The sequence below is a fragment of the Sphingopyxis sp. JAI108 genome (assembly GCF_013410105.1).
Classification (GTDB): Bacteria; Pseudomonadota; Alphaproteobacteria; order Sphingomonadales; family Sphingomonadaceae; genus Sphingopyxis; species Sphingopyxis chilensis.
In genome coordinates this window covers 47,706-64,734 of record NZ_JACCCJ010000006.1, presented here as the reverse complement: position 1 = coordinate 64,734, position 17,029 = coordinate 47,706, and the positions used below count along the sequence as shown (strand labels likewise).

The following is a 17,029-nucleotide window of genomic DNA, read 5'->3' as shown; positions in this document are numbered from 1 at the left end:
CCGCAGGACGACTTCGATCGGGGCGATTTAGGGTAAAAAAGCCGACTCAGGCGGCGCGAGCGCGAATCCAGAGCGGACGGAGCACACCGTCACCGGCGCCGGGCCACAGGCGCGCCGCGAGCCATTCCATCGTGTCGGCCCGCCGCAAATGATCGGCGCTGGGGACGAGCGGGCGCCAGAGCGGAGCGAAGAGCAGGTCGGCGTCGCCGGCCAGCCAGGCCTCGCCCTTCCCTATCGGGCAGCGGGCGACGCGCCGGCCGGCGAAGGCCTGGCATTGCGGAGGGAGGCGATCGAAGCGGCCGGAGCTGAACAGACGGAGACGCAAGCCGTCAACGTCAACGGGCAATGAAGGCCCCTCGGCGGCGGCAGGCGCCGCGAGCGTGATGCCCCAATGATCGAGGAGCGGCGTCAGCAGGCTCGTCACGGGCGGATTGCGCGGATCGCCCAGCGGGTGGCGCGCGGGCCAGCCCGACAGCGCATCGGCGAGGACGACCGCGCGGCCGCCGCCGCGCACGAAGGCGTCGATCGCGACCAGTTCCTGCGGCGCGAGCGCGCGGGGATGCGCGAGCAGCAGCGCGCCACCGGGAGGGGGCACATGGTCGGCGAGGCTGTCGACGAGCGACACGGGACCGGCCGCGGCCAGCCGCGCGAGCGCCGGATCGTCATTCATTCCCTCCGCAATCATCGCCCCGATGTCGCCGCCGCCCGACCAGCGCAGCGGCAGGCCGGTGAGCATGGTGAGGGCGGGGGCGTCCGCCGCTGCGGCGGCCGGGCGATAGAGGGCGGCGAGCAGTCCATGTGCCGCCCCGAACCAGCCGGCGACGAGCAGCAGCGCGGCTAGCCAGGGCAAAGCCCCGAAACGCGCACGCCAGCCCGCGAGCAGTCCCGAGAGCCACGCGGCGAGGCCGCCCGCGGCCATGGTCAGGAGGAGCTGCGGCGAAGCCGCCGATCCGGCAAGGATGAAGCCAAGCAGCGCCTGCGCCGCGGCGAGGAGGACGAGCGCCAACAATATCGTAAACCAACGGGTCGCGGCCGGCTCGCGGCGCTGCCACCATGCGAGCAGCATCAGGGGGAGCGGGAGCAGCGGAACGGCGAGCGCGGGATCGATGCGCCCGAGCAGCGCCTGCCCGCCCGCGACCCACGCCAGCGCGACGATCGCGATGGCGGTGGCGAAGGCGCGCAGCAACGGCCTGCGCGATGGCGCGATCACTGTTTCGACTGGCGCGCGCGCTGGAGTTCGGGGTCGGGTTCGAGGTCGGGCACCGACGAGGCGGGCGGTATCGCCTGCGGGACCTTCACATCGGTGGCGGCATTTTCGTCTTTCGACGACGATGGCGACACCGGCTGGACGCCAAGCTCCTCCAGCGGGGCGCCGCTGGCGGGCTCTTCACCCGGCATCTTGACTTCGGTCGTAGCTGCGACCTCCCCTTCGGCCCGCTCGCGGGCGCGCTCGCCGATGAGCCCCGCCATGCCGACGAGCAGCAGAACGGTGAGCACCCCCGCAATGCCGATCTGCAGCCGCCGCATCGTGTCGTTGACCGGCGCCGTCGGCGACGGCGGCACGGCTTGCGTCTTGGGTGCCGAGGGACTGTCGATCCGCACGCTCATGCTGCTGCCTCCAGTCCCTTGCTCGCCAGCCATTCGGGGTTGTAGAGCGTCGAGAGATAACGGAACCCGCTGTCGCAGAGGATGGTCGCGATGCGCTTGCCCGGCCCGAGCTGCCGCGCGAGCGCCATCGCGCCGGCGACGTTGATCCCCGACGACAGGCCGAGGCACAGCCCCTCCTCGTCGAGCAGGCGGCGGACGATGGCGAGTCCCTCCGCATCCGAAATGCGGAACTGCGTGTCGATCGGCGCGCCTTCCAGATTGGCGGTGATGCGGTTCTGGCCGATGCCTTCGGCGACGCTCGATCCTTCGGGCTTCAACTCGCCGCACTGGTAATAATTATAGAGTCCGGCGCCGTGCGGATCGGTCAGCGCGATGGTGATGTCGGCGCTCTTCGCTTTCAGCCCCAGCCCGGTCCCCGCGATCGTGCCGCCGGTTCCCGCCGCACAGGTGAACCCGTCGATGCGGCCGTCCATCTGTTCCCAGATTTCCTCTGCCGTGCCGAAGATATGCGCCTTTCGGTTGGCGATATTGTCGAACTGGTTGGCCCAGATCGCATTGTCGGTTTCCTCGGCGATGCGGCGCGAGGTGTGGACGAAATGGCCGGGATTGGCGAAGGGCGCGGGCGGGACGAGCACGAGTTCGGCGCCCAATGCGCGGATCGTCGCCATTTTCTCGGCGCTCTGATTGTCGGGCATGACGATGATCGTCCTGTAGCCGAGCGCATTGGCGACAAGCGCGAGCCCGATGCCGGTATTGCCCGCCGTTCCCTCGACGATCGTGCCGCCGGGGCGAAGGCTGCCGTTCGCTTCAGCATCGCGCACGATATAGAGCGCGGCGCGGTCCTTCACCGAACCGCCGGGGTTGGCATATTCGCATTTTCCCCAGATTTCGCAGCCGGTCGCTTCGCTGGGGCCCTTGAGCAGGACGAGCGGGGTGTTCCCGATCAGGTCCAAGCTGGTTTTGGCTATGGTCATGGCGCATGATCTAGGACGCCGCCCCGCGCCCCGCAAGACAGCTTCGCTTGCCGCGCCGAAGACGCGCCTTTGTCGACCAACGGGGATCGAGGGCCGACGAACAGCAATCAAGCGGGGCTCCGGGGCTTGTTTTTGTGACAGTATATCATTACTGCCCCGCCATCAGGTCGCAATAACAACAGGACTCTCCCTCCATGCGTTTGCTTTGTTCCGCCGGTTTTTCCCTTGCCCTTTTCCTCGCCGCGCCCGCTTTCGCGCAGGATCGCGCCACCGCCGGCAGCGATGACGATGTTCATACCGGCGACCCGATCATCGTCACCGCGCCCTATGTCCGCAGCCTCGACATCCTCGGCAACGTCTCGGTGCTCGAGGGCGACGAGCTGGCGCGCGACATTCGCGGCCAGATCGGAGACACGCTGACCCGCCAGCCGGGCGTTTCGGCGACGAGCTTCTCCCCCGGCGCATCGCGTCCCGTCCTCCGCGGCTTTTCGGGCGAGCGCGTCAAGGTTCTGACCGACGGTATCGGATCGATCGACGCGTCGAACACCTCCGCCGACCATGCGGTCACCATCGACCCGCTGACCGTCGAGCGCATCGAAATCCTGCGCGGCCCCGCGGTGCTGCTGTTCGGCAGTCAGGCGATCGGCGGCGCGGTCAACCTGTTCGACCGCCGGATTCCGAGGAAGGTGCCCGCCGACCACGTCCATGTCGATGCCATCGGCGGCTATGCGACCGCAGCCAACGACCGCAACATCGGCAGTTCGATCGACGTCGCGCTGAGCCCCCAGATCGTCGCGCATCTCGACGGCAGCTGGCGCAAGACGGGCGATGTGCGTTCGGGCGGCTATGTCTATGCCCCCGATATTCGCGGCGACCTGCTCCACCTTGCCGAACATGAACTCGAGGAAGGCCATGCCGACGAAGCGGCGGAGCTGACCGAACAGGCGGGCAAGCGCGGCAAGGTCGACAACACCCAAAGCGAGACCTGGACCGCGGGCGGCGGCCTGTCGCTGATCAACGACGGCGGGCAGCTCGGCATTTCGATCGGCTATTTCGACACTAATTATGGCGTGCCCGATCGCCCGAACACCGCGCACGAGCATGAAGGCGAGGAGGAAGAAGGCGGCCACGACCACGGCGAAGGCCCGGTCACCATCGGCATGAAGCAATGGCGCGCCGACCTGCGCGGCGAAGTCGAGCTGGGCGACGGCTTTTTCGACAAGCTGCGCATCCGCGCGGGCTTTGCCGATTACAAGCACACCGAGTTCGAGGGCGACGAAGTCGGCACCGTCTTCACCAACCAGGGCATCGAAGGCCGGGTCGAGCTGGCGCAGAACGACCGCGGCGGCTGGCGCGGCGCGAGCGGTGTGCAGTACAGCCACCGCGATTTCAACGCGATCGGCGCCGAAGCCTTTGTCCCGCGCAACCTGACCGACCAGTTCGCGCTCTTCACGCTGCAGGAATATACGATGGGCCCGCTGGGGCTCGAAGCCGCGGCGCGCTATGAAAAGACCAATGTGCGCGCGCAGACGCTGGGCTTCGAGCGCGACTTCGACAGCTTCTCGGGTGCGCTTGGCGCGACCTATGACATATTCGACGGCGCGAAGTTCGGTGTTTCGGTATCGCGCGCGGTGCGTGCGCCGTCGGCCGAGGAATTGCTGTCGAACGGCCCGCATATCGCGACGCAGAGCTTCGAGCTCGGCGACCCGAATTTGAAGCGCGAATCCAACTGGGGGGCCGAAGCTTCGTTCAAGTTCAAGTCGGACGCCTTCAACCTCAGCCTCACCGGCTATTCGAACTGGTTCGACAATTTCATCTATTCGGCGGCGACTGGCGCCGAAGAGGATGAGTTGCCCGTCTTCCAATATTTCCAGCGCGACGCGCGCGTCTATGGCTTCGAGGCCGAGGCGAGCGCACGATTGGCGCAGATCGGCGGCTTCAACATCATCGGCGACGTCACCGCCGACATGACGCGCGCGAAGATCAAGAACGCGGGGCTCGACCGCAATGTGCCGCGCATCCCGCCGCTGCGCGTATTGGGCGGGCTCGAGGCGCAGGGCGAACGCGTCGATGCGCGCGTCGAAGTCGAATGGACCGACGACCAGACGCGCGTTGCGCAGTTCGAGACGCCGACCGACGGCTTCACCTTGGTCAACGCCTCGCTAAGCTGGCGTCCGCTTCCCGACACGAAGAATCTGACGCTCAGCCTGTCGGCGAATAATATTTTCGATGTCGAGGCGCGCCGCCACGCAAGCTTTACCAAGGATTATGTGCCGCTGGCGGGCCGCGATTTCCGCCTGACGGCCCGGGCGAGCTTCTGACCCCTCTCTCCGCTCGTCCCGAGGGCCGGGTCCGGTTGAACCGGACCCGGCCCCTTCGCTGTCAGGGCGCGATCTGCTTGCGCTTGTTCCAGTAGATCGAGGTCGCCGCGGCGTAGGCGCCGACCTTCTCCCATGCCGCACCGTCGACCTTTTCGATATCGACGTCGGCTTCGATATAGGCCTGAACGATCTTCATGATCTGCTCTTCGGTCATGTCGGTCGACAGGTCGGGATTCGCCCCGTTCGGCCCGAAGTCGAGCGCCTTGTCGACGACCGCGGGCGACAGGTTGAGCTTTCCGATATCCGCCGCCAGCCATTCGCGCGCGATGCGCGCAAGGCTATAGTCGAAATAATGACCCTTTTGCTCGGCCGTGATGCCGTGAGCCGTGACGCAGCTGTCGACAACCGTCGCCAGATTCTTGAACAATGCTTCGCGCGACGCATCGTCGCCGCTGCCCGCCATCGACTCGCCGATCGACTCCCTCATGTCGCCCGGCACCGAAGCGACGACGCAGTCGAGCTTTTCGCCTTCCTGCGCCGCGACCACAGCGGGGAGTGTCGCAAACGCCAGCGCGGCGCCCGCCATCCAGGTCTTCATCATCGACTCGTCTTTCCGTCCGGCGGGATCGCCCCTCAGGACAGCATGGCCATGCCGCCGTTCACATGCAACGTCTGCCCGGTGACGTAGCCCGCTTCCTTCGACGCGAGATAGACGACCGCGGCGGCGATATCGCTGCCCTCTCCCATCCGGCCCGCCGGGATGCGCTGGTTGAGCGCTTCTTTCTGCGCGTCCGGCAAATCGTCGGTCATCGCGGTCGCGATGAAGCCGGGCGCGACGCAGTTCGCGGTGATGCCGCGGCTCGCCAGTTCCTGGGCCAGCGCCTTGGTCATGCCGGTGACGCCCGCCTTCGACGCGGCATAATTGGCCTGCCCCGGATTGCCGGTCGCGCCGACGACGCTGGTGATCGAAATGATGCGGCCGAAACGCGCCTTCATCATCGGTTTCGCGGCGGCGCGCGCGAGGCGGAAATTGGCCTCGAGGTTGATGCGGATGACGTCCATCCACTCCTCGTCCTTCATCCGCATGATCAGATTGTCGCGCGTGACGCCGGCGTTGTTGACGAGGATATCGAGCTGCCCGAGCGCCTCGACCGCCGAGGGCACGAGCGCATCGACCGCGGCGGCATCGCCGAGGTTGCACGGCAGCGCGACATGGTCGCCGCCGAGGGTATCGCGAAAGGCGCTCAGCTTGTCGGCGTTGGAACCCGACACCGCGAGCCGTGCGCCCTGCGCGGCAAGCGCCTGCGCGATGGCAGAACCGATGCCGCCCGAGGCGCCGGTGACGAGGGCGGTCATGCCGGTGAGATCGAACATCTTATTCTCCTGAAATCTGAATCTTAAAGCGCTTTGAGCAGCGCTTCGATGTCGTCCATCGAAATCACGCTGACCGTCTCGACCTCTCCACTCGCGCTGCGCTTGACCATCGGCGAGAGGACCTTGCCGCCGAATTCGACGAACTGCGTGACCCCGATATCTTCCATCGAAACGACGCTTTCGCGCCAGCGGACGCGGTCGGTGACCTGCTGGACCAGCAAATCGCGGATCTGGTCGCCATCGCTCACCGGGCTCGCGGTGACATTCGCCACCACCGGCACCAGCGGCGGCTTGGGCGGGTTGGCGCCGAGCGCCTCGGCCATCGCGTCGGCCGCGGGCTGCATCAACGGGCAATGGAAGGGTGCGGAGACGGGCAACAGCACGCCGCGCTTGATGCCATAATCCTTGACCAGCGCGACTGCGCGTTCGACCGCGCCCTTGTGGCCCGAGATCACGACCTGCGACGGGTCGTTGTCGTTGGCGACCGTGCAAACCTCGCCCTCGGCGGCGGCATCGGCGAGCTTTTGAGCGGTGTCGATATCGGCGCCGAGCAGCGCCGCCATCGCGCCGACGCCGACGGGCACCGCCGCCTGCATCGCTTGCCCGCGCGTCTTCAAAAGCCGCGCCGTGGTCGCAAGGTCGAACGTCCCCGCGGCACAAAGCGCGCTATATTCGCCGAGGCTGTGACCCGCGACATAATCGGCCTTGGCGGCGAGCGTCACGCCACCTTCCTTTTCGAGCACACGCAGCGTTGCAATCGCATTCGCCATGATCGCGGGCTGGGCATTTTCAGTGAGGGTCAGCTGGTCCTCGGGACCGTCGCTCATCAGCTTGAAAAGATGCTGGCCGAGTGCGTCGTCGACCTCCTGAAACACCTCGCGCGCGATGGCCGAAGCGTCGGCGAGCGCCTTGCCCATACCGACCGACTGGCTGCCCTGACCCGGAAAGATGAATGCGCGCATATTGCGTCCCCTAGCGTGATTTTGAATTGGGCCGCGCCTATTCCCTCACCCCGCGCGATGCAAGCCGAAGGGCACGACCTTGTTCGCGGCGTCGTGGCCGATGTCGGCCCGGCCGAGCCAGGGGATATTGCACCGCGCGCACCAGTCGCGGGCGATTTCATCGGCCTCCATGCCGAAGGGACGGTCGTTTTCGGGCACGTCGCTGACGCGCCCGAGCCGCAGCCCCGCGAGCCCGCGCGGCGCGAGATAGGTCGCAACATGGAAAAAGGCGCGGTCGAGGGCGTAGAGATATTCGCTGACCTCCTCGACAAGCAGGACATGCCCCGACAGATCGGGTTCTAGCGGGGTGCCGAGCAGCATCGACAATGTCATCAGGTTGAACGCGGCGTGGCGCGCACCATGTTCGAGCCCGGGCTCGCACGCCGCAGGATCGCGCGCGACGAGCCAGTCGAGCGCGCGCAGAACGGCGGCGTCGCCGCCTTCGCGGCGGATATCGGCGACCATCGGCCCGTGCGCGACATGGTCGAAGCCGTCGCGATAGAGCGCGCCGAGCAGATTGCCCTGATCCGAATAGCCAAGAAACGCCTTGCTCCGCGCCGCATCGGTCATCGCGGCGACCGCTTCCCCGGCGATCCGGCACGCGCCGTAACCGCCGCGCGCGAACCACACCGCGTCGATATCGGGCCGGTTCGCCATTTCGACGAGCGCGGCGAAGCGGTGCCCGTCCTCGCCCGCGAAATGGCCGTGCGTCGCGAAGCATTGCGGGTCGAATATGAGCTCGACGTCGGGATAGCCTAGGCTGGCGAGCGCGCGCACCGCCTCCGCATCATCGGGGAGGATGGGGGTCGAAGGAGCGACGATGCCGATACGCAAATCCTGTCCCCTGCCCCGCCTTGCCAAATTTGAGCCAAGCCCATATCGCGCCGCCATGTCGGAAAACAAATCCTATTTCTTCTGCGGCATCGGCGGGTCGGGCATGTTGCCGCTCGCAATGATCGTCGCGGCGCGCGGCGCGGCGGTCTCGGGGTCGGATCGCAGCCGCGACCAGGGCCGGACGCCCGACAAATTCGCCTGGCTCGAAGGCCAGGGCATTGCCTTTTATCCGCAGGACGGCAGCGGGCCGAAGGATGGACAGATTCTCGTCGCGTCGGCGGCGATCGAGGACAGCGTGCCCGATGTCGCTGCGGCCGATGCGCTCGGCCTCCCGCGCATGACGCGCGCCGACCTGAATGCGGCGCTGTTCAACGCAGCGGACAAGGCGATCGGCGTCGGGGGAACGAGCGGCAAGTCGACCGTGACCGGAATGATCGGCTGGATCCTCGCCAGCGCGGGAAAGAAGCCGACCGTGATGAACGGCGCGGTGATGCGTAATTTTTCGGGTGCGGACATGCCTTTCGCCAGCGCGCTCGTCGGCGACGCGGACATCTATGTGAGCGAGGTCGACGAAAGCGACGGGTCGATCGCGCTATATGCGCCCGATGTCGCGGTGGTCACCAACATCAGCCTCGACCACAAGAGCCTCGCCGAACTTCACCAGCTGTTCGGCGATTTCGTCGAGAAAGCGCGCGTTGCGGTGATCAATGCCGACGACAGCGAGTCCGCGCCGCTCTTGTCGGGGCACAATGTCGTCACCTTCGGCTTCGCCGACACGGCGACGGTGCGCGGCAGCGATTTCGAGGCGCTGCCCGATGGGTGCCGCTTCGCGGTCCATTCGGGCGGCACCGCCTATCGGGTGAAGCTGCGGATGCCCGGCCGCCACAATGCCGCCAACGCGCTCGCCGCGATCGCGGCGGCAGAGGCGGCGGGCGTGACCATCGCGCAGGCGGTCGAGGCGCTGGCGGATTTCGCGGGCCTTGCGCGCCGCTACGAAGTGCTCGGCCAGGCTGGCGACGTCACCGTGATCGACGATTTCGCGCACAATCCCGACAAGGTCGCCGCGACGCTCGGCGCCGTGGCCGAACTGCCGGGACGCGCCCTGCTCTTCTTCCAGCCCCACGGCTATGGCCCGCTGCGCCAGATGGGCAAGGAGCTCGCGGCCAGCTTTGCCGCGGGCATGCGGCCCGAAGATAAACTCTTCGTATGCGACCCCGTCTATTTCGGCGGCACCGTCGACCGTAGTATCGGCAGCGAAGCGCTGGTCGCCGACATCGTCGCGGGGGGGGCCGACGCCGTCCATCTGACGACGCGCGCCAACTGCGGCGCAGCGATCCTCGATGAAGCGAAGCCCGGCGATCGCATCCTGATCCTCGGCGCGCGCGACGACACGCTCACCGAATTCGGGCGCGAATTGCTGGAGAAGCTACCCTGATCCCTTCTCCCCTTGCGGGAGAAGGACGAAGAAACCTTGCGTTCTCGCCGCGAATCTGTATAGGCGCGCTCATTCGGGGCGAGGCCTTGTGCCGTTCGCCCCGTTTGCTTTGCACCAATTTCGCAAAGCCGGACGACAGCCGGAGGGGTTTCGCGATTGGCGCGAAACCAGCGATCGGCCAAATCGAAGGAAGCGCACCATGCCGTTTTACGAGCATGTCTTTATCGCGCGTCAGGACCTGAGCCAGGCTCAGGTCGACGCGCTGGCGGAAACCGTCACCAACGTCATCGGCGAATTCAAGGGCACGGTCCACAAGACCGAGACCTGGGGCCTGAAGCAGCTCGCCTACAAGATCCAGAAGAACCGCAAGGGTCATTATGTGATGCTGTCGGCCGAAGTGTCGGGCGAAGCGATTGCAGAGATCGAGCGTCAGGCTGCGATCAACGAAGATATCATCCGCTGGCTCACCATCAAGGTCGACGAACTCGAAAAGGGTCCGTCGGTGATGATGCGCAAGCAGGAACGTCGTGGTGGCCGTGGTGGCCGTGACCGCGACGGCGAAGAATAAGGATAACGACCATGGCACGACCCTTTTTCCGCCGCCGCAAGACCTGCCCCTTCAGCCAGAAGGACGCACCGGTCATCGATTACAAGGACGTCCGCCTGCTCCAGGGTTACCTGTCGGAGCGTGGCAAGATCGTCCCGTCGCGGATCACCGCGGTGTCCACCAAGAAGCAGCGCGAGCTGGCGAAAGCGATCAAGCGCTCGCGCCACATCGGCCTGCTCCCCTACATTGTGAAGTAAGGAGGGCGGACCGATGGAAATCATCCTGCTCGAACGTATCGAGAAACTGGGCGGTATCGGCGACGTCGTCACCGTCAAGAACGGCTTTGCCCGTAACTATCTGCTCCCGAACAACAAGGCGCTCCGTGCGAACGACGCCAACCGCAAGCTGTTCGAAGCCAACCGCGCGAAGATCGAGGCCGACAACGCCGAGCGTCGCACCGACGCCGAAGGCCGCGCCAAGGACATCGACGGCAAACAGATCGTCCTGATCCGCCAGGCGTCGAACACCGGCCAGCTTTACGGCTCGGTCGCGGTTCGCGACATCGTCGAAGCGCTTGTCGAAGACGGCGTCCAGGGCGTCACCAAGGCGATGGTCGAGCTCGAGCGCCCGATCAAGTCGCTCGGTCTCGTCGACGTCAAGGTCAAGCTGCACCCCGAGGTCGTGGTGACCGTCGGCGTCAACGTCGCGCGTTCGCCCGACGAAGCCGAAATGCAGAAGCAGGGCATCGACGTCATCGCCGCGATGTTCGAGGAAGAACAGGCCGAAGCCGCCGCCGCGGCGCTGGAACCCGACAGCGAAGACGAGTTCGAAGACGCGACGCCGCCTTCGGAAGTCGCTGCCGAGGATGCTCCGGCCGCGGACGAGGCCGAAGAAGCCTGAGCTTTTTCAGCGAAAGCCTATTGAAAGGGCCGCGTTTCCGGGAGGAAGCGCGGCCCTTTTCATTTGCGCGATCCGCGAAGGGCGGCGATCGGCCAGCAGCCCGTCGCCGGCTCTTCCATCTGGCCAACCCGCGCCGCCCCTCCTATGGCGGCAGGCGATGGCCGACGATCCTTTCCAGTCCCGTTTCGCCGCTGATGCGAGCCTGTTGCCGCATATGGCGGACCTGGCGAACGACCGGGTGCTGGTCGCGCTGCTGGCAGAGGCCGATTATCGCGCCGCGAGTTTTCTCGACCAGCGCCTGCTGACCGATCGCGTCGGGCGTGAGTGGATGGCGTGGGACGCCTTGCCCGACCTCGGCGCTGCGGCGGCGGGTCCGCATTTCATCTTTCATATCGGCCACGTCGGATCGACGCTCGTATCGCGCCTGCTCGCCGAGGTTGGCGATGTGCTGCCGCTGCGCGAGCCGATGCTGCTGCGCACGCTCGCGCAGGTCGCTGAGCGGATCGAGCGGCCCGAGTCGGTCTGGTCACCCGAGCTTTACCGCACGCGCCTCGCGCAAACCCTCGGCTGGCTCGGCCGCGGCTTCGCCCCCGGTCAGCGCGCGATGGTGAAGGCGTCGAGCGTGATCACCGCCGTCGCCGACGATCTGACGGGCTCCGACGGCCGTGCGCTGTTCCTCCATGTCCCGCTTCCCCGCTATCTCGAGACGATCCTGGCCGGCGAAGCGTCGATGGCCGAGACGCTGGCGCAGGCGCCCGCGCGCATGGCGCGGCTCGCGGCCCTGCTTCCCGATTTTCCCCATGCGCTGTGGCAGTTGCCGCCCGTCACGCGCGTCGCGATGAGCTGGCTTTGCGAAATGGCGACCGCGCAGCGCAGGCTGCCGCCCGACGATCCGCGCCGCCTGTGGGTCGATTTCGAGGCGATGCTGGCCGATCCCGCCGCCGCGCTGATGGCGCAAGCAACGCATTTCGGACTGCCGATCGATCCGGCGCGCATCGAAGCAGCGCTCGCTGGCCCCATCATGCGGCAATATTCGAAGGCGCCCGAGCATGGCTATACTCCCGACCTGCGCCGCGAATTGCAGGCGCAGGCGGCGGCGGACCATGCCCCGGCCATCGCCGAAGCGATCGCATGGGTTGAAGCACTCGCCGCGCGCTATACAAACCTTGCCGACCTGCCGATCCTCGGCGATCAGAGCGTGATCCAGGAAGTCCGATGTTCAAGCTAGTCCAGTTGCTCGATGACAATGCGGTGCGCGCGCTGCGCGAAATTGCCGCGAGCGGCAAGTTCGTCGACGGCAAGATCAGCAACCCTCATTCGACGGTAAAGAACAACCTGCAGTTGCACGACGCGGGCGCCTATGAACGCTCGTCGAAGATTTTGCTCGATGCGATGGTGCAGAATCCCGACTTCATGGAATTCTCCTTTCCGGCGCGCATCGCCCCGCCGCTGCTGACGCGTTACACGCCGGGCATGAATTACGGACTGCATCCCGACGCGGCCTATATCCCGCTGCCCGACGGCCAGCTGCGCACCGACGTCAGCTGCACGGTGTTCCTGAACGACCCCGCCGATTATGACGGCGGCGCGCTGCATGTGCAGTTGGGGAATGCCGATTTGCGCTTCAAGGAGGCGCCTGGGGTCGCTGTCGTCTATCCCTCGCACACGCTGCACGAAGTCGAACCGGTGACGCGCGGCGAGCGCCTTGTCGCGATCACCTTCATCCAGAGCCTGATCCCCGACGTCCAGCACCGGAACCTGATGTACGAACTCAACGAGGTGGCCGCGCTGGAGGGTGGCAAGATGGAGCCCGCGAACTTCACGCGGCTGCAGGCGGTCCAGTACCAGCTCTTGCGGATGTGGCGCCGCTGATTCAGTAGCCCATCAGGCTCAGCACTTCCTTGCGGCTGCGCTCGTCGTCGAGGAAGCAGCCGAGCAGACGGCTCGTCACCATGCCGACGCCGGGGGTGCGCACGCCGCGCCCCGTCATGCAGCCGTGCTGCGCGTCGATCACCACCGCGACGCCATGCGGGTGGAGATTGTCCCAGATGCAACGCGCGACTTCGGCGGTCAGCCGTTCCTGAACCTGCAGCCGCCGCGCATAGCCGTTGAGCACGCGCGCGAGTTTGGAGATGCCGACGACGCGGTCGCGCGGCAGATAAGCGATCGACGCCTTGCCAGTGATCGGCGCCATATGATGTTCGCAATGCGACTGGAACGGGATGTCGCGCAGGAGGACGATTTCGTCATAGCCGCCGACCTCCTCGAAGGTGCGCGAGAGATGGACCGACGGGTCGTCGGCATAGCCCGAGCAATATTCCTTCCAGGCGCGCGCGACGCGGCGCGGCGTATCGAGCAGGCCCTCGCGCGCCGGATCGTCGCCCGCCCACTCGATCAGCGTGCGGACGGCGTCGGCGACGTGGTCGGGCACGATCACCTTGCCATCGGGTCCCAATTCACTCTTGTCGTCGCTCATCGCCCCGCCTTCACTGTTGCCATCATGTCGCACATTTCGACGTGCCTGAGCCGATAAGCAAGGCCCGGACAACAAGAATTTATGCCAGCCCGCCAAGTTTACGTTGCGGAATCTTCGCTTTTTATGCGTTCGAAGAGGCGCGGTTTCGCGTCCTTTTTTGGGCTCAACAAGTTACTTGACGCTTTCGTCAACTCGGCGCACCTTCCTTGCCATACAGAACTCGCTCAAGCGGGTCGTATTCCGGAGAGGCCGGCGTTTTCCCCGACGCCGGTGGGAGAGGACGATGACCAGCGCAGCTGGCAGGTGGGATTCACGAGGGCACATGGCCGTTTCGGCCGGGTGCCCTTTGCCATGTCTGGTCGTTTCCCCTCCCCTTACCACAATTTGATGTTGGGCGGCCCCGCACCTTGCGGGATCGAAAAAGGGAGGCTGTAGATGAAGTTCAAGGCACTGATCGGAACGTCGATCCTTGCGATGACGGTGGCGACACCGGCCTATGCGCAGGATGCGGCGGATGAAGTGGAACGCGATGCTTTCGGCGGCGAAATCGTCGTCACGGCGCAGCGCCAGTCGGAACGCCTGCAGGACGTGCCGATCGCGGTCAGCGCCTTCTCGACCGAGGCGCTCGAAGCGCAACAGATCAAGACGCCGTCCGATCTTCAGCTGACCCTGCCCAACGTCACCTTCACCAAGACCAATTTCACGGGCGCCAGCTTCACGATCCGCGGCATCGGCGACCTTTGCGTCGGCACGACCTGCGACAGCGCGACCGCGATCCACCTGAATGGCGACCCGCTGTTTTCGACGCGCCTGTTCGAAACCGAATTCTTCGACCTCGAACGCATCGAAGTGCTGCGCGGGCCGCAGGGCACCTTGTTTGGCCGCAACGCGACCTCGGGCGTGGTCAACGTGATCACCGCCAAGCCCAAGCTCGGCGTCTTCGAAGCCGCCGCCGAAGCCGAATATGGCAATTATGATTCGATGAAGGCCAAGGCGATGGTCAACATCCCCCTTGGCGATACGGCGGGCATCCGCGTCGCCGGCATCTACCTCAACCGCGACGGCTATACGAAGAACGAGTTCCTCGACACGCGCATCGACGACCGCGACCTCTATTCGGTCCGCGGCTCGTTCCGTTGGGAACCGACCCCCGACACGACGGTCGACCTGCTCGCTTCCTATTTTCGCGAAAAGGACCAGCGCACGCGCATCCAGAAACAGCTGTGCCAGCGCGACCCGACCGGCATTCTCGGTTGTCTGAACAGCCGCCTCGACAATTCGCCGTTCAACGGCAACGCGACCTTCACCGCGGCGCTGACCTCGCGCGAGTTCCTCGCCATTCGCGGTATCCCGGAATCATTCGCGCTCGGCAGCCTTTATGGCCCCGACGTCTATGCCAATACGACGATCCCGTCGGATCCGCGAACGGTGAACACCGCTTATACGCCGAGCTATTTCACCAGCGAACTGACGCTGCAGGGCCAGATCGAGCATAATTTCGGGCCAGTGTCGTTGCAGGTTTCGGGCCAGTATCAGAAGGTCAAGCTCGACGCATCGCAGGACTATAACAGCAATGTCGGAGACCGCTCCCTCTATGCGACCGCTCTCAACACGCTTGCCTTCTTCGCCGCGAATCCCATCCCGCTGGGGGTGGACGCCGGCGGCAATCCGATCCTGTCGAACGCCTATTTCGGCCCTGTGGCCGCCGCGATCATTCCGGACGGGCCGAACGGCCAGCTCTGCACATCGCTGGCCGAGGAAAGTGGCTATGGCAGCTTCGGCGGCAACAAGATCTGTAGCGATCAGTCGCTCCAGTTCGACCGGTCGAACCAGTATAACAGCAGCTGGTCGGTCGAGGGCATTTTGTCGAGCGACCTCGACGGGCCGTTCAACTTCCTGGTCGGCGGTATCTATGCCGATTACCATCTGACCGAGAACAGCTATTATGTGAACGCCTTTCCCATCGACTATCTGACCGGCGTTCTGGGGGCCTTTACCGCGGCGACCAACCGCGTGCCCGACCCGGACAATCCGGGGCAGACGATCGCCGCGCCCTTGCCGCCATCGTTCCTCGCGACGCCTTTCTTCCGCAACAACACCGACGATTTGAAGATCACGTCGTACGGCTTGTTCGGCGAAGCCTATTTCGAGTTCAGCGACCGCCTCAAACTGACCGCCGGGCTTCGCTACAACAATGACAAGAAGAGCGTCAGGGCGCGTTCCACTCTGGCGAGCTTCCTTGCTCCGCACGGAGGGACGGGCAGCGTGTTCGACTCGCCGTTCGTCGGCTCGTTCGACGCCGACCCCGGGACGCCAGGCAACCAGATTATTCAAGAACGCACGGTAAAGTTCAACAAACTGACCGGCCGCGCGGTGCTGGACTTCAAGGTCACCGACGACAACCTGCTCTATGCTTCCTATTCGCGCGGTTATAAATCGGGCGGCATCAATCCGCCGCTGCAGCCGATCTTCGAAGTGCCCGAAAGCTTCCGGCCCGAACAGGTCGATGCGTTCGAAATCGGGTCGAAAAACACCTTCGGCAACGGGGCGCTCCAGCTGAACCTCACCGCCTTCTATTATAAGTACAAGGATTTGCAGCTCAGCAAGATCGTCGCCCGCACCGCGGTCAACGACAATGTCAGCGCCGACATCTATGGTTTCGAGGCCGAAGCGATCGTCCGGCCCGACCCCGATGTCGTCGTCAACCTGGGCTTCAGCTACCTGCACAGCAAAGTCACCGACGACAAGTTCACGAGCAACCCCCGCGACTTCGGCGGCGGCCGGAGCGACGCGGTGATCATCAAGGACATCACCAATGCCGCGAACTGCGCGATCGCGTCGACCTCGGGCAACGCCGCAGGGGTCAACGCCTTCGTGAACGGCGTCCAGCAGGTGATCAACGGAGGCTTCGTCCCCGGTGTAGCCGCTGGCGCCAATCTGCAACCGACTACGACGTTTCCGGCGGACGGCGGCATCGCTTCGACGGGCGCCTTCAGCATCTGTTCGGTCATGGATGCCGCAGCGGCCGGCGCTTTCGCAGCGGCGGGGCTAGATCCGGCAGCCTTCGGCGGGATCGAATATTTCTCCGCCGGCATCCCCGTCAACATCAAGGGCAACCAGTTGCCGCAGGCGCCGAACTACAAGTTCAGCGCGGGCGTGCAATATACCGCGCGACTGGGCGACGGCGACATGACGCTCGTCCCGCGTGTCGACCTCGCCTATACCGGCGAAAGCTATGGCAGCATCTTCAACGGTAACGTCAACCGGATCAAGGGCTATGCCCAGGTCAATGCCCAGCTGCAGCTGAACGGCCCCGACGACAAATGGTATGTGAAGGGGTTCATCCAGAACGTCTTCGACGCCAACAGCGTCACCGGCCTGTACATCACCGACCAGTCGTCGGGGAATTACACCAATATCTTCACGCTCGAACCGCGCCGCTATGGCATCGCGGCGGGTGTGCGATTCTGATAGCCTAGGCGGCAACGCCAAAAAAGAAACCCCGGCCTCTCCATCGAGAGGCCGGGGTTTCTTTTGTCCGTCGCCGGGAGGGCCGGGC

At 65.3% G+C, this 17,029-nt stretch carries 16 protein-coding genes; 8 read left to right on the top strand and 8 right to left on the bottom strand.

All coding sequences use genetic code 11. The features are described from left to right. Positions 1 to 46: 46 nt before the first annotated feature. From HDC29_RS18900 to HDC29_RS18890, 3 genes are read right to left on the bottom strand one after another with little or no spacing between them, the layout of a single operon-like run. Entirely contained in the window at positions 47 to 1,210 is a 1,164-nt protein-coding gene (locus HDC29_RS18900; RefSeq protein WP_373562841.1) for a hypothetical protein, read from the bottom strand. Continuing rightward, complete coding sequence (locus HDC29_RS18895; RefSeq protein ID WP_179499849.1) at positions 1,207 to 1,608, bottom strand: hypothetical protein; 402 nt, start codon at positions 1,606 to 1,608, stop codon at positions 1,207 to 1,209. The genes HDC29_RS18900 and HDC29_RS18895 overlap by 4 nt, the downstream gene beginning before the upstream one ends. Continuing rightward, positions 1,605 to 2,582 carry a cysteine synthase A gene (locus HDC29_RS18890; RefSeq protein ID WP_179499848.1) on the bottom strand — a complete coding sequence of 326 codons (978 nt, stop codon included), beginning with the start codon at positions 2,580 to 2,582 and terminating at the stop codon, positions 1,605 to 1,607. Before HDC29_RS18890 ends, HDC29_RS18895 begins: the two co-directional genes overlap by 4 nt. A 194-nt stretch (positions 2,583 to 2,776) precedes the next feature. Between HDC29_RS18890 and HDC29_RS18885 the strand changes: the two genes are divergently transcribed. Beyond that, on the top strand, positions 2,777 to 4,903 hold the full coding sequence (locus HDC29_RS18885; protein WP_179499847.1) for a TonB-dependent receptor: 2,127 nt from the start codon (positions 2,777 to 2,779) through the stop codon (positions 4,901 to 4,903). Positions 4,904 to 4,964: 61 nt separating this feature from the next. Here HDC29_RS18885 and HDC29_RS18880 read toward each other — a convergent pair whose 3' ends face one another. Genes HDC29_RS18880 through HDC29_RS18865 form a run of 4 tightly spaced genes read right to left on the bottom strand, consistent with a single transcriptional unit; the run spans position 4,965 to position 8,112 of the window. Next, positions 4,965 to 5,504 carry a hypothetical protein gene (locus HDC29_RS18880; protein ID WP_179499846.1) on the bottom strand — a complete coding sequence of 180 codons (540 nt, stop codon included), beginning with the start codon at positions 5,502 to 5,504 and terminating at the stop codon, positions 4,965 to 4,967. Positions 5,505 to 5,536: 32 nt separating this feature from the next. Continuing rightward, positions 5,537 to 6,277 carry a 3-oxoacyl-[acyl-carrier-protein] reductase gene (gene fabG / locus HDC29_RS18875; protein WP_179499845.1) on the bottom strand — a complete coding sequence of 247 codons (741 nt, stop codon included), beginning with the start codon at positions 6,275 to 6,277 and terminating at the stop codon, positions 5,537 to 5,539. A 23-nt stretch (positions 6,278 to 6,300) separates the two neighbouring features. Next, complete coding sequence (gene fabD / locus HDC29_RS18870; RefSeq protein ID WP_179499844.1) at positions 6,301 to 7,239, bottom strand: ACP S-malonyltransferase; 939 nt, start codon at positions 7,237 to 7,239, stop codon at positions 6,301 to 6,303. A gap of 45 nt (positions 7,240 to 7,284) precedes the next feature. Further along, positions 7,285 to 8,112, bottom strand: coding sequence for an LD-carboxypeptidase (locus tag HDC29_RS18865; RefSeq protein WP_179499843.1), 828 nt, complete (start codon positions 8,110 to 8,112; stop codon positions 7,285 to 7,287). 55 nt (positions 8,113 to 8,167) lie between these two features. Between HDC29_RS18865 and HDC29_RS18860 the strand changes: the two genes are divergently transcribed. The 6 genes from HDC29_RS18860 (at position 8,168) to HDC29_RS18835 (ending at position 12,866) form a co-directional block, all read left to right on the top strand. Further along, complete coding sequence (locus HDC29_RS18860; protein WP_179499842.1) at positions 8,168 to 9,547, top strand: Mur ligase family protein; 1,380 nt, start codon at positions 8,168 to 8,170, stop codon at positions 9,545 to 9,547. A 199-nt stretch (positions 9,548 to 9,746) separates the two neighbouring features. After that, positions 9,747 to 10,115 (top strand): 30S ribosomal protein S6, encoded by a 369-nt coding sequence (gene rpsF, locus HDC29_RS18855; protein ID WP_179499841.1) that lies wholly within the window; start codon positions 9,747 to 9,749, stop codon positions 10,113 to 10,115. A gap of 11 nt (positions 10,116 to 10,126) precedes the next feature. Further along, positions 10,127 to 10,351 carry a 30S ribosomal protein S18 gene (rpsR, locus tag HDC29_RS18850; RefSeq protein WP_037517582.1) on the top strand — a complete coding sequence of 75 codons (225 nt, stop codon included), beginning with the start codon at positions 10,127 to 10,129 and terminating at the stop codon, positions 10,349 to 10,351. A 13-nt stretch (positions 10,352 to 10,364) separates the two neighbouring features. Then, the gene (rplI, locus tag HDC29_RS18845) at positions 10,365 to 10,994 is read left to right on the top strand and encodes a 50S ribosomal protein L9 (RefSeq protein WP_179499840.1); all 630 of its coding nucleotides are present in this window, start codon (positions 10,365 to 10,367) and stop codon (positions 10,992 to 10,994) included. Positions 10,995 to 11,151: 157 nt separating this feature from the next. Beyond that, positions 11,152 to 12,222: a hypothetical protein gene (locus tag HDC29_RS18840; RefSeq protein WP_179499839.1), complete on the top strand. Its 1,071-nt coding sequence runs from the start codon at positions 11,152 to 11,154 to the stop codon at positions 12,220 to 12,222. Then, positions 12,210 to 12,866: a Fe2+-dependent dioxygenase gene (locus tag HDC29_RS18835; protein ID WP_179499838.1), complete on the top strand. Its 657-nt coding sequence runs from the start codon at positions 12,210 to 12,212 to the stop codon at positions 12,864 to 12,866. The genes HDC29_RS18840 and HDC29_RS18835 overlap by 13 nt, the downstream gene beginning before the upstream one ends. A gap of 1 nt (position 12,867) precedes the next feature. Here the strand turns inward: HDC29_RS18835 and folE are convergent, their stop codons facing one another. After that, entirely contained in the window at positions 12,868 to 13,470 is a 603-nt protein-coding gene (gene folE / locus HDC29_RS18830) for a GTP cyclohydrolase I FolE (protein WP_179499837.1), read from the bottom strand. A 435-nt stretch (positions 13,471 to 13,905) separates the two neighbouring features. On the opposite strand from folE, the gene HDC29_RS18825 reads away from it, so the two are divergent. Then, entirely contained in the window at positions 13,906 to 16,941 is a 3,036-nt protein-coding gene (locus HDC29_RS18825) for a TonB-dependent receptor (protein WP_179499836.1), read from the top strand. Positions 16,942 to 17,029 lie beyond the last annotated feature (88 nt).

What these genes read in the sequence shown, in the direction of transcription:
- rpsF (WP_179499841.1), top strand. Translation starts at nt 9,747, where the DNA reads ATGCCGTTTTACGAGCATGTCTTTATCGCGCGTCAGGACCTGAGCCAG.
- HDC29_RS18895 (WP_179499849.1), bottom strand. Translation starts at nt 1,608, where the DNA reads ATGAGCGTGCGGATCGACAGTCCCTCGGCACCCAAGACGCAAGCCGTG.
- HDC29_RS18860 (WP_179499842.1), top strand. Translation starts at nt 8,168, where the DNA reads ATGTCGGAAAACAAATCCTATTTCTTCTGCGGCATCGGCGGGTCGGGC.
- HDC29_RS18880 (WP_179499846.1), bottom strand. Translation starts at nt 5,504, where the DNA reads ATGATGAAGACCTGGATGGCGGGCGCCGCGCTGGCGTTTGCGACACTC.
- fabG (WP_179499845.1), bottom strand. Translation starts at nt 6,277, where the DNA reads ATGTTCGATCTCACCGGCATGACCGCCCTCGTCACCGGCGCCTCGGGC.
- folE (WP_179499837.1), bottom strand. Translation starts at nt 13,470, where the DNA reads ATGAGCGACGACAAGAGTGAATTGGGACCCGATGGCAAGGTGATCGTG.
- HDC29_RS18825 (WP_179499836.1), top strand. Translation starts at nt 13,906, where the DNA reads ATGAAGTTCAAGGCACTGATCGGAACGTCGATCCTTGCGATGACGGTG.
- rpsR (WP_037517582.1), top strand. Translation starts at nt 10,127, where the DNA reads ATGGCACGACCCTTTTTCCGCCGCCGCAAGACCTGCCCCTTCAGCCAG.
- HDC29_RS18840 (WP_179499839.1), top strand. Translation starts at nt 11,152, where the DNA reads ATGGCCGACGATCCTTTCCAGTCCCGTTTCGCCGCTGATGCGAGCCTG.
- HDC29_RS18885 (WP_179499847.1), top strand. Translation starts at nt 2,777, where the DNA reads ATGCGTTTGCTTTGTTCCGCCGGTTTTTCCCTTGCCCTTTTCCTCGCC.
- HDC29_RS18890 (WP_179499848.1), bottom strand. Translation starts at nt 2,582, where the DNA reads ATGACCATAGCCAAAACCAGCTTGGACCTGATCGGGAACACCCCGCTC.
- HDC29_RS18835 (WP_179499838.1), top strand. Translation starts at nt 12,210, where the DNA reads ATGTTCAAGCTAGTCCAGTTGCTCGATGACAATGCGGTGCGCGCGCTG.
- rplI (WP_179499840.1), top strand. Translation starts at nt 10,365, where the DNA reads ATGGAAATCATCCTGCTCGAACGTATCGAGAAACTGGGCGGTATCGGC.
- fabD (WP_179499844.1), bottom strand. Translation starts at nt 7,239, where the DNA reads ATGCGCGCATTCATCTTTCCGGGTCAGGGCAGCCAGTCGGTCGGTATG.